Below are 11,482 nucleotides of genomic sequence, written 5' to 3' on the forward strand. Positions count from 1 at the left end.
AATTATCCGGGGTGTAGCTGAAGCTGCTTGGGATGAGCACATCACGTTCGTCGATGCTTCGTACGAGGAAATGGGTAGAGCGTGACCCAAGAGCGGACAGTCGACCTTGGCTTCCCAAGCGCGTGCGCAAAGACCAGATCTTGGACAACAATCGACCAGACGGGAACGGAACGCAGGTCACCATAGAGGAAATCTCGACGCTGATGTCCTTTGCGTACGAACAGCTCGGCCCTGTACCGGAAGACCATGCATTAGCTCAGGCAGGTTTAGAAAATGGTGGTGGAATCGTCCTGGATTATGTCGATCACAAGGTGACAAAAATTTACCCACCTGAAGGTAAGCTTTGGGTCTTTTTTACCTGTCACGAAGGACGGCAACCGGGCCAAGAAGAGCCGGTCGACTAAGGACTGCTTCCGGTGAAATCTTCGGATAGCGTGGTCTGTGTTCCTGCTTGATGAGCGGCAAATTTCTCAGCCCGAAACATCGGAACCTCCATGCCGATAGTGCTCAGTCGCTCCAGTCGGGTGCTTTCTCCCAGTGCATAGGGCTCCTGGTCTTGACGCGGAAGAAAACCTTGATGCATCCGTACCACAAAAATTGTCCGTGAAACCCCGTTGATACTTTCTACATAGGACGTCGAAATCGGTGAGCGCTGAACGCTTGCTTGATGCAATGCCGCACCCGTTTCCGTTCCTCGAATCCTGAGCAACGCCCATTCTTTTTCAGGTGGGCCTGACATGACCAACTCAACGCTGACACCTCCATTGCCCTCATAAGCTCTTACGATGGCCTTTCCCGCAATCGGGGCGGCATAACACTCGTTGCTTGTCCAAAGGGCAGCTCCTGGAGCAATGAACGCCAATGACAAAGTAAACGCTCTGTAGCAGGCAGTGCCTTTCTGAGCGGCACGCGCCATCGATTCAGTGGACCAATCGATGGTACCGAACGGGATTGCAGTGGGAACCATTGTTGCCTCTTCAACATGTGATGAATGCAGGCCTTATCAACCTGGCCATGGTGCTGAAAGACACGGGCGACCCGCGTCTATGGAATGACGGCTCTGCACGAACCCGAAGGCTAGTTAGGCCGCCCTCCTCCAAACGACCACTCATCGCTGGCCGTAGTCGTGATCACCACCATGACGTCCTCTGCGCCCAGTCCTGTCGCCCGCTGCAATTTCTCGACCAGATCACGGTAAAACTGCTGTTTGGTCTCGACACTTCGAGGACGGCCTGCGGTAATCGCGATGAGCACAAAGTCATGGCTGCGCGGCCCGCCCAGGTAGTGGGGATCAAAGATCAGCTCACCAACCTCATGTTGGTGGATGACCTGGAAACGATCAGTCTCAGGGACTTCGAAGCTCTGGACCAAGGCGGCGTGCAAACCCTCAGACAATGCCTGTAGATAGTCGGCCGACTTCCCGCGGTGCAGTGAAATTCGTGAAAACGGCATCCACAATTACTCCTGAGGTTTGGCAGGCCTGGCCTGTAGTTCATTGAGTAATCTCAGCGCCGAGGCAGCTGTCGGCCAACCGGAATAAAACGCCAGGTGGGTGATGACTTCGGCCAGTTCGTCGACACTCAAGCCGTTATCCAGTGCGCGTTCCAAATGAAAGGGCAGTTGCTCCAGCCGGTACATCGCCACCAGCGCGGCTACCGTCGCCAGACTGCGTTCACGCGGCTTCAATTGCGTACGCGTCCACATGTCGCCAAACAATATGTTGTCGGTCAGTTCGGTAAATTTCTGCGGATAGTTGCTCTGGTGTTCTCGCCCCGTGACCATCGATGCACTCATGATGTTTTCCCCATGTCCCAATTGACGGGGGCAAACTATCAAGTCGCGACAATTCCGAATATCAGATTTAATAGCACCCATCATCCCGAATTAGTGGACCATTAAATGCGCCGTCCCACCTTCGATCTTGACGTATTGCGCACTTTCGTCACCGGCGTGGACTTCAACAGTTTTGCCAAAGCGGCAGATCGTCTCGGTCGGTCGACGTCTGCCGTAAGCGCTCAATTGAAGAAACTCGAGGAGCAGATCGGTACGCCGGTCCTGGCTAAATCCGGTCGCGGATTGGTCTTGACCCCCACGGGAGAAACACTGCTCAGCCATGCCCGACGGTTGCTGGAACTGAACGATGGCATCTTCCAGACCCTGCATGAAAGCCAGACTGCCGGGACTATACGACTCGGACTTCAAGAGGACTTTGGGGAACATTTTCTGAGCGATCTCCTGCGACGCTTCGTCCATGCTTACCCGAAGGTGAATCTCGAAGTCAGGATCGCCCGCAATGCCGAACTGCTTGCTCTGGTTCAAGGCGCAGGCCTGGACCTGGCGCTGACCTGGGACACCGGACACCTGTCGCCCTATGCCACTCGCTTGGGCGAAACACAGATGTACTGGATCGGGGCCCGCGATAGCCCATTGCTGATGACCCTTGATGACTCACCGTTGCCATTGATCATGTTCGACGCGCCTTGCGTATTGCGCAGCGCCGCCACTCAGGCGCTGGATGCCGCGCAGATTCCTTGGCGGATCGCCCTGACCAGTCCCAGCGTCGGTGGTATCTGGGCCGCCGTCGCCGCCGGATTGGGCCTGACCCTGCGAACCCGCATCGGGCTGCCGAGTCATCTCACCGTCGTTTCTGGATTACCCCCGCTGCCGAGCCTTGGCTATGTGCTTCATAGCAGTGACGACGACCCATCACCGGCCGCCCAACAATTGGCCGCAATGATCAAAACGAGCCTGCAAGAACAGGCGTTTCGTTTCACCATTACGAAATAATCGAAGGCAGGGTTCAATTCGAGCGAGACCGATGGAAAGTTACGCAGTACGCAGGTGATGGGCGATTTACCTCCCGGAAAAAAGTGCCAAACGAGTCGCCAAGCCAATGAAAACCACGCCCAACAGTTGATTGAGTCTCTTGGCAATGCTGGCATTGCTCGCCAGCTTGCTCCCGACCTTGCTGGCCAAGAGAATCACGGCACCATTCACGATCAATCCAATGGCATTCAAAATGGTCGCAAATGCCAACATTTGTACGACCAGCGAGCCTTTAGTCGGGTCCACAAACTGTGGAAACAAGGCCAGTACAAACAACGCCATTTTCGGGTTCAACAGATTGGTCACCAGGCCTTGTCGAAAAATGCGCAACAGCGGCGTGGGCGGCAAGGCTTCATCGGGTGCCAAGGGTGATGAGCTGCTGGTAAGCGCTTTCCAGGCAAGAAATGCCAGGTACGCGGCACCGGCAAATCTGACAAGGTCGTAAGCCGCAGGTACAGCGCTCATCAATTGCGACAGCCCGAGTGCTGCGGCCAATGCGTGGCAATAAGTGCCTGCCTGAATGCCCGCAAGTGATACAAAGCCCGACGCCCGCCCCTGGCTCAGACTCCGCGAGGCGATCAACAACATGTCTGGGCCGGGAGTCAGCGTAAGCGCAACGCACGCACCCGCGAAAAGTAATGCCACAGAAACGTCGATCATAAATACCTCAAGCTCTTATTGTTAATGTCGCCTTGCCGGCGAATGACGGCATTCTACAGAAGGCTCACAACAGTAATGAACGGCAGGAATGCTACTTTCGATGGATTGCGGTCGCAATCGAACGGCTGCTTTGGGGCACTTGGCAGGTGACGTGCCAGCACTCTTCATCGTGGCGGCTGCCTTGGCCATCTTGACGCCCCGCTCGCAATTGGCCGCTCGGCCCGGGACCTAAGAGTAGGTGATACAGGGCGGCTCTTGACCGGGCAAACACCCTGAAGTTCCTGCTGCAACGGGGGCTATTTAAGCAACGGTGCCTTAGAACTTTTTTCTATTTATCGGTCTATCTGGATAGGCTCATTTGCTCGGTAAGCACTGCCCCCGCAGGCTTGCCTCAGCCAAATGACCACACGTTCAATTGCCTATCAGAGGTTGTCTTCGCTCATGAAATTCAATGTCCCACGGATGGTGCTCTTCGGCCTGTTCGCGTTTGCGGCAGTGAGCTCGGCATCAGCCACACAGATGAAAACCTCAACCGCTGCTTTTGCCACTGGCGTCTCCGCCGTTCAAGCGCCTGTCACGGCCGCTGAGAATCCTTGGCCGAGCCTAGCCAGTATGGCCGGCCAGCAGACAGGACCGTTGCTTGCCCATGACGACCGCTACTGGCATGACGGCCGTTGGTATGATCGTAGAGACGATCGGCGCCGGGACGATTGGCGCCGGGATAATTGGCGTAGAGAGCAAGCCCGCCGAGAAGCTGAGCGTCGTGATTGGGAGCGCCATCAGGATCGCGCCATGCGGCACCGTTACGAAGAAGAGCACCGTTACTATCGTCGCTAGGTAGCGTTGCGTCGATCGGTTGAATCCACAGTCGATTGCTGCCCGTCGTCGCAGGCAGCAATTGGGCCAAAAGCTGTCTTTCACGACGGCCATTTAAGACGTGCGGACGACCCATCAATGCCAGAGCTCACGATTGTTCCAGTAAGGCAAACCACCTATTGATAGTGCACCCAAAAATGTTTTGGTCACTTCAACATCACAAGTACCCGAAAATATCAGCTTCGCCTCCGCTTACATCCGGTGATGTTCCAGCAAGAAGTCCACGAACAATCGCACCCGCGCCGGCATTGCCGCCCCGCCGACGAACACCGCATGAATCGGTTCCTGGTCCCCGGGGTTCCAGGCTTCCAACAGCGGAATCAGGTCGCCGCGCTGCAGATCCTCGCTCACGCTGAACTCACCGATACGTGCAATGCCGGCACCTACTCGCGCGAGTTGTGCCAGCGCTTCACCACTGCTGCATTCGATGTTGCCGCTGACCTTTAGGGAAAACTCTTTTCCATCGCGGATGAACGGCCAGTTGGGTTCGGCACGCCGGAAGTTGAAGCGCAGGCAGTTGTGCTGTAACAGGTCTTCCGGTTCCTGGGGGATGCCGTGGCGCTGCAGATACTCGGGCGATGCCACCACTACCTGGCCGGTGTCGCCGATCCTGCGCGCGGTCAGCGGGCTGTCGGGCAGATGGCCAAAGCGGACCGCGACGTCGGCCTGCCCGCCGAGAATGTCGACCACTTCGTCGCCGAGGGTGAGGTCGACGACGATGTTCGGGTAACGGGCGCTGAATGCTGCAACCAAGGGAACGATGGCCAGCCGCCCATGGCCAAGGGCGGCACTGACCCGCAATCGCCCCTTGGGTACGCCTTGGTCGGCGATGGCTTCTTCGACCTCGTCCATGTCGGCCAGGATACGCCGGGCGCCGCGCAGGAACGCTTCGCCCTCGGCAGTGAAGGTGATCGCTCGGGTGGTGCGCAACAGCAGGCGGGTGCCAAGACGTTGCTCGGTACGCGCGATGATCCGACTGACTGCCGAGGGTGTCAGGCCCAATGCACGTGCGGCGGCCGACAGGCTGCCTTCCTGCGCCACGGTGGCGAACACGCTCATTTCACCTGACCTGCCGTTGAAATCCACTTGTGCCTCCTGCGCAAAGGTGATTGCCAAAAATGCGATCTACCGCCTGAAAAGACTGGATCGTAGCATTAGCGGCATAGATAAGGAGCCTTCCATGCGTATCAATCCACCACTTGTCGCACTCGCCATCGGTGCCTTTGGCATCGGCGTAACAGAATTCGCCCCCATGGGCATGTTGCCGGGTATCGCTGCGGATCTGGGCGTTTCCATTCCTGCCGCAGGTTTGCTGGTCAGTGCTTATGCGATGGGCGTATTGCTCGGCGCACCGCTGATGACCCTGACCACCGGCAGGATTCCCCGGCGCTATCTGCTGATCGGGCTCATGGCGATTTTCACCCTGGGTAATCTGATGTCAGCCCTGGCCACCGATTACTACAGCCTCATGGTCGCCAGGGTGGTGACCTCACTGAACCATGGTGCATTTTTTGGCGTTGGCTCCATCGTCGCCGCCAGCGTGGTCGCCCCGGAGAAACGTGCCGGGGCGGTTGCGGCGATGTTCATGGGCCTGACCCTGGCGACCATCGGCGGTGTGCCGCTGGCCGCCTGGTTCGGTGAACTGTTCGGTTGGCGCACCGCTTTCTGGGGAATTACCGGCCTCGGCGTGGTGACTATGGTCGCGTTGTGGTTCGCCCTGCCTGACCTGAAGGCGCCGCAAAGCGTCGGTGTAATGGCCGAAATTCGGGTACTGGGGCGGGGTCCGGTGCTGGGCGCGTTGGCCCTGACCGTAGTCGGATCGAGCGCAATGTTTACCGTCTTCACTTACATCGCGCCGATCCTCAGCAGCGAAACCAATAGTTCCACCGCCTACATCACCGCCATGCTGGTGCTTTTTGGTGTGGGGTTGACGCTGGGCAATATGTGGGGCGGCAAGGCCGCAGACCGCTCGATAGATCGCACCTTGATCGTCTCGCTAAGCGTTCTGATTCTCGTCTTGCTGGCGTTCACCTTCGTGATGCGTTGGACGGTGCCGGCTGCTCTGGCCATCCTGATATGGGGTATCGCCAGTTTCGCCCTGGTGCCACCGCTACAGATGCGCGTCATGGAAGCAGCGAAGGACGCGCCCAATCTTGCCTCAGCGGTGAACATTGGCGCCTTCAATTTTGGCAACGCGATTGGCGCAGCGCTAGGCGGAGCGGTGATCAACGCTGGTCTGGGTTATCCGGCGATTTCCCTGGCCGGAGCGGCGATGGCTGCTCTGGGGCTGCTGATGGTGTTGGCTTATGCCTGGCGTTCCAGAACGATTGAAGCAGCAGTGGTGTGACAAAGATGAGGGGGAGTGGTTCGTTACCATCGATGAGGGGCGGCAATCGGTCAATTTTAGCGATTGCTGACCGGCAGCTTTGGGTCGATTTCTGCCTGTCGTGAGGGGCAGAGAACAACCCAGAGCTGACGGTGGCGACAGGCAGAAATCGGCCAAAAGCGGCCCCTAAAGCCTGGGACTAATGGACATCTCAGACGGTGTACGTATTTGATGCCCACCAGCAGGCGGTTATGTAGAGGTTCGACCGGTCTCGTTTAGTGTGCGCCGCCTTGTGCGTATGCCCTCATATGTATCCTTAAGCAGGTTCGAACCTCGATCGGCGTAAGCATTGCATATCCACTCGGCTTCTTCGAATTCACCTGCATCAGCCAATCTATCGATGCATCCAATGACGCCCTCTTTGGGGTAGTCCGGTAGGAACTCGGACATCGCGGACCGGAATATGGCGGCCACCTCTTTCGGATACTGGCTTGCAAGACGCGCAAGGTTCTCGACCAGCACGTGCCCATGATGCCTAACTTGCGCGTGCGGTGCCGCCTCTACTAAGGCCTCGACGATGGCGGGCGTAAGTTCGTGTACAAAGACTGCCAACTGACTGAGAGTCGACTGCAACTCAGGCAGACAGTCCTGGTTCGCCCTAGCTTGCTCTGCGACCTTCATCCAGAAGTCCAATATCTTGGAAGTTCGTGCGGAGGGTTCGGTCGGCCCTCGTAACGTCCAAAAGAACCAGCACAACTGAGATAGATCCTTGATCCTCAGATCCGTGATCAGTTCGCTGAGCAACCCTCTTTCATCGAGGCTCTCCATGTCTTCTAGATAAGCAAGCCCTAGGAACTGCACAGCTTTCTCCCCCACTTGGTCTGGCAGGTCTTCCGAGTAAACCATCCTTCTCAAGTGCCCGCTAATGACCAAACTCTTGAAAAGCCAGTCATAGAGATAGCGCTGATACGCAAAGCCTTGCGCAGCACACTTCCAAGCCGCGTCGCTGGTAGTCGAGAATATCCGGTCAAAGTTGGCTTCCGTCCACTCAGAGTTTAGGTAATGGAGGTTCGTGCAGTACATCCCGGCTATCGCTGCGAAGTCCGCATTATGTCCAGACTCGCTTGTTGCCAGTTCAGCCTCTAGCACTAGTTTGACCGCGCTCCAAGTCTCATCTAAACCCGACTGTGTTGCCACCTCGTCACGCCGCAGTGCGAGCGCGAAATGAATAAAGGACTCCAGAGTCCGCCCTCTGGGAGAATTAATTGCATGTGAAACGGCATCGTTCGATTGTTTGGCTTCAGTGGGCTTCGTAGCATCGAGAACAAGGCACAGAATGTGAAGGCACGATTGGTGAAGCTCCGCTGGCATACGGCGCTCCGTGCCCGACACCTCTTTCAGGAGGTCGGCAATGTCCGTCACAACCCAATGCACGGAGGGCTCCCAGCCTTCTGTTTTGTCTGCAGCTAATTCCGCTTTGAAGACCGGTCTGGAAACGATTGTCTGCACAAGCGACAGCGTCGCTGGCCAATTGATGTCCCGCTTGTCGTCAAACCATCGCTCCTTGAGACCTCTAAGCAAGCCATGTTGGCATGGACGCGGCAGGTCAGCAAAGAGGCCGATTTGTCGCGCAAAGCCGTCCTCGCTGGCTCTCACTGCCGCAGAGATTGATGAGGCTAGTCCTCGGTATGTTGGTCCATCCCATCTTTGGCCGCTTGGCAAAAAGCCTTTGAGGAAGGTCACCAACTCTTCGTCAGACATACCAACTAACGCATCGGATGCGATCGGGCTTCGGTCTCCAACCCACCCGCTAGTCGAGTACATGTGAAAATCCGGGTGGTCTCGAACTGGCCCCCAAAGCTGCACGAGGGTCTGGTACTTCTCGTCTACTTCTGCATCACCTTGGCCGAACGCCGGATGCAGCAGGTCGCGCCTATGTCTCTCGTCCCACTCCTGCTGTCGTGACTCATCTATCAAATCCCCCTTTGATTGCTTTACGAGTCGCAGGAATTGAGCTCTCTGAGCAGCGGAGAATCTGGAGAACGTCTTGTTGATGAACCAATAGAGCTCATGCCAGTAGGGAGCGTCGATAAACCAGCTATCTTTTGCGCACTCCCAAAAGATCGTCCCGACAGTTCCGTAGTGCTCACCACATACAAAGATGCCTACGCGATTAAGCGTTGGGTATGGAGACTGAAGTAGCGTCCTCGCCACAGCGAGTGCCTCAGTCGTACTAGATGACGTGGCCCCCAAAGCGGCATCACGGATGGCATCAACCAGAACGGCACGAGTGTCTTCTCTGTGAGTATCTTGTTCGTGCTCTTCAATCGCAGAGCGCCAGATATATGAGTATTTGTCATCCTCTGAGGAGCCAATGAACTCGGCCAGGCGAAGGCCCAACATGTCGACGGCTGCAGCACCACCGCGCTCCCCTAGTTTTCTCGCAGAGGGCTTTAACACTTCGCCTAGGTGATAACTGCCCAATACCCCGGCCCTATCGCTCATGATGACTTCTCCGAACGCCGAACCATCGACAACGCGTCGACCAGCCAAATTGCCTTGCTCCAATTCGCCGACTCTGAGCTATCCAGTAGTCGCGGCAGCAAGTTCTTCCCTAACTCTTGACCAGCCATGTCTGAATTGAAGCGGCTAGCTAGCCAAGTGCGAATCATGTCAATGTCAGGATCCGTTATTACCTCAAGCGGCAATTGCGACAGAATTGTTGCCAGGGACCACCAGGTTCTCCAGTTGTCCAATCCTCGCTGTTGAGCGTCCGAACTGATAGCCCGGATAATGGTGGCAATTCGACTTGCCTGTTCACCTTTTGCTGAGCCGGCAATTTGTTCAAGATAGCGCAGGGCGGGCCAACCTTCAGCCTGATACGTGGTGCCGCGTTTGCTTTCGACAACCGCCACACCAGGGCTGTGTTCCACGCTGAAGAGTCCGGCACGATCAAGGTCACTGAGCCAGACCTCGTCCTTCAGGGAATTGGCAAGATATGAGGCTAGCTCGGGCCGATTTCTCACTAAACGAAGTGCCGCCTCTCGATTGACCGCACTAGGTGAAGCGATACACCTGTCAATGTGTGCTTGGAGGTCTAGCGTAGTTGGGTCGCGTACATCCAACTCCGAACTCCAGCCCTTGAAGACCTCGACGACTTCCTGGTAGCCCTTTGCGTCAATGCAGTATGGGATAACCCGAACCCCACACTGGTCGCGAAAGAAATGCTCAATGAACCCAGTCTGGACTGACTCTGTTGACCGATAGGCATACAACAAGAAATGTCGCGGCTCAGTCGAACCAGTTAAAAGTGACTCATTGGAGCGAATGATATGGTCCAAAACCTCCAGTTCCTGGAGTCCATAACCCACAAACAGTACAGTGTGGTTCTTGAACATCGCTGACAGAAATGCTTGAACTCTCGGGTCTGCGTAGTGCTCGATGTAGTCTTTCAGCGATACCACCATCGAATTCGGCTCCATATAAGAGCCATGTAGATGGACTACAGCCCCCCTTTCAGCTAGCAGGGCGGGGGATAAGTGCTCACGAAGATAATATGTTGGTCTTTTGCTTGGCCCATTGGCGGGCTCCGATTCACCGCCCACCTTAACCTCAGTTGAAAGCTCTGCCGGGACAGCATGGTCGAGCCACTTGTCGTAGTTCGTCGTGACGAAAACGGGGCGTAAGCCGGAAAGTAACTCATACAGTTCGAAACCAATTGCTGCAGGCTTTGGCGGGTGCAAGATTCCGTCGAAGTCGATCGCTATGCCCTTCTCTTTGGCAAGTGCCATCGCGATTGAGAGGGTTCGTCTAGAGTCGCCGAGTCCACGCAGTTGTTCTGCCTCCAAGAAGCTGACCACGCGCCCCTTCTCTAGGGCTCCAACGACTTGGTTCGCGAATCCTCGCCAGTCTGGACTGCCGCAAAGCATGGACGCACCTGCACCGACGAAGACGACCAGCTCACCATGCTTCGCTGCATCCTTGATTAGCTGGTCGGGCATGTAGTTCTGACGGTGAGTCATGCAAAAGGCTCAGTTGATCACGGGGAGGCGGTGTTTTGGATGACTGGTCCGCATAATGCTCTCTTCTGACAATTGTCCTGCTGAGCTTTTCTGGGGCTCCAGAGCCTTCCGATTTTTTGGGGAGTTATCCCTTCAAAGGAAATAATGGCGTAATACAGCTATCCCGGGAAGCGGAAACCATTTGCCCAAGCGCCGCTTTTGGCCGGTTTGTGCCTCTCGCGAGGGGCCGAAATCGACCCAAAGCTGACCTTCAGGTGGGTCAATTTTTGTCATCTCGTGAATGGCATCTTCAAGGACTTTGCGATCCGAGCTAAAATTTTTATGCATTTTTCAGAAACAACGAGCGGTGGTTCGTTGATCATGTAAAGCAGGTGTTCGAACGCTACTCCAGCCTCGTTGTGATCGACATAATCCAGAACGATTTCACCACCATTCTCTAAACCTGCCTGAGCTAATGCATGGTCTTCCGGTACAGGGCCGAGCTGTTCGTATGCAGTGGACATCAGCGTCGAGATTTCCTCAAGTGCCTCAACGAAATCGGCCCTCAAGTCGTTGTTAAGGTGGCTCATAACAAACATTCCTTCGATTATGGTGACCTGCGTTCCGTTCCCGTCTGGTCGATTGTTGCTCAAGACCTGGTCTTTGCGCACGCGCTTGGGAGGCTAAGGTCGACTGTCCGCTCTTGGGTCACGCTTTACCCATTTCCTCGTACGAAGCATCGACGAACGTGATGTGCTCATCCCAAGCAGCTTCAGCTAGATCCCGGATAATC

Annotated in this window: 11 protein-coding genes and 1 pseudogene; 4 read left to right on the forward strand and 8 right to left on the reverse strand. The window is 55.9% G+C overall.

Going from position 1 to position 11,482, the window contains the following annotated elements; all coding sequences use genetic code 11:
* The first annotated feature begins 140 nt into the window (after positions 1 to 140).
* On the forward strand, positions 141 to 404 hold the full coding sequence (locus AC07N8_RS29105) for a hypothetical protein (RefSeq protein ID WP_493147184.1): 264 nt from the start codon (positions 141 to 143) through the stop codon (positions 402 to 404).
* Here AC07N8_RS29105 and AC07N8_RS29110 read toward each other — a convergent pair.
* The 3 genes from AC07N8_RS29110 to AC07N8_RS29120 all read right to left on the reverse strand — a co-directional run bounded on the left by AC07N8_RS29110 (position 401) and on the right by AC07N8_RS29120 (position 1,794).
* Entirely contained in the window at positions 401 to 967 is a 567-nt protein-coding gene (locus tag AC07N8_RS29110; protein ID WP_493147182.1) for a hypothetical protein, read from the reverse strand. The genes AC07N8_RS29105 and AC07N8_RS29110 overlap by 4 nt on opposite strands.
* Positions 968 to 1,077: 110 nt before the next feature.
* The gene (locus AC07N8_RS29115) at positions 1,078 to 1,452 is read right to left on the reverse strand and encodes a tautomerase family protein (protein ID WP_493147180.1); all 375 of its coding nucleotides are present in this window, start codon (positions 1,450 to 1,452) and stop codon (positions 1,078 to 1,080) included.
* A 6-nt stretch (positions 1,453 to 1,458) separates the two neighbouring features.
* On the reverse strand, positions 1,459 to 1,794 hold the full coding sequence (locus tag AC07N8_RS29120; RefSeq protein WP_493147178.1) for a carboxymuconolactone decarboxylase family protein: 336 nt from the start codon (positions 1,792 to 1,794) through the stop codon (positions 1,459 to 1,461).
* Positions 1,795 to 1,899: 105 nt separating this feature from the next.
* Here AC07N8_RS29120 and AC07N8_RS29125 point away from each other — a divergent pair, with 105 nt between their 5' ends.
* Complete coding sequence (locus tag AC07N8_RS29125; RefSeq protein ID WP_493147176.1) at positions 1,900 to 2,787, forward strand: LysR substrate-binding domain-containing protein; 888 nt, start codon at positions 1,900 to 1,902, stop codon at positions 2,785 to 2,787.
* A 66-nt stretch (positions 2,788 to 2,853) separates the two neighbouring features.
* On the opposite strand, the gene AC07N8_RS29130 is transcribed toward AC07N8_RS29125, so the two are convergent.
* The gene (locus AC07N8_RS29130; protein WP_483843706.1) at positions 2,854 to 3,486 is read right to left on the reverse strand and encodes a LysE family translocator; all 633 of its coding nucleotides are present in this window, start codon (positions 3,484 to 3,486) and stop codon (positions 2,854 to 2,856) included.
* Between the two features lie 130 nt (positions 3,487 to 3,616).
* Between AC07N8_RS29130 and AC07N8_RS29135 the strand changes: the two are divergent.
* Positions 3,617 to 3,718, forward strand: a pseudogene (locus AC07N8_RS29135) (DUF6632 domain-containing protein); the annotation flags it as partial.
* An 836-nt stretch (positions 3,719 to 4,554) separates the two neighbouring features.
* On the opposite strand, the gene AC07N8_RS29140 reads toward AC07N8_RS29135, so the two are convergent.
* Positions 4,555 to 5,448, reverse strand: coding sequence for a LysR family transcriptional regulator (locus tag AC07N8_RS29140; protein ID WP_483843705.1), 894 nt, complete (start codon positions 5,446 to 5,448; stop codon positions 4,555 to 4,557).
* 94 nt (positions 5,449 to 5,542) lie between these two features.
* Between AC07N8_RS29140 and AC07N8_RS29145 the strand changes: the two genes are divergently transcribed.
* Positions 5,543 to 6,709: an MFS transporter gene (locus AC07N8_RS29145; protein WP_483843704.1), complete on the forward strand. Its 1,167-nt coding sequence runs from the start codon at positions 5,543 to 5,545 to the stop codon at positions 6,707 to 6,709.
* A gap of 228 nt (positions 6,710 to 6,937) precedes the next feature.
* Here AC07N8_RS29145 and AC07N8_RS29150 read toward each other — a convergent pair whose 3' ends face one another.
* The 3 genes from AC07N8_RS29150 to AC07N8_RS29160 form a co-directional block, all read right to left on the reverse strand.
* On the reverse strand, positions 6,938 to 9,193 hold the full coding sequence (locus tag AC07N8_RS29150) for a hypothetical protein (protein ID WP_493147173.1): 2,256 nt from the start codon (positions 9,191 to 9,193) through the stop codon (positions 6,938 to 6,940).
* Positions 9,190 to 10,710 (reverse strand): SIR2 family protein, encoded by a 1,521-nt coding sequence (locus AC07N8_RS29155; protein ID WP_493147171.1) that lies wholly within the window; start codon positions 10,708 to 10,710, stop codon positions 9,190 to 9,192. Before AC07N8_RS29155 ends, AC07N8_RS29150 begins: the two co-directional genes overlap by 4 nt.
* A gap of 269 nt (positions 10,711 to 10,979) precedes the next feature.
* On the reverse strand, positions 10,980 to 11,279 hold the full coding sequence (locus tag AC07N8_RS29160) for a MafI family immunity protein (RefSeq protein WP_493147169.1): 300 nt from the start codon (positions 11,277 to 11,279) through the stop codon (positions 10,980 to 10,982).
* Positions 11,280 to 11,482: the final 203 nt, after the last annotated feature.

It is taken from the genome of Pseudomonas sp. GW821-FHT10C09 (assembly GCF_059415465.1).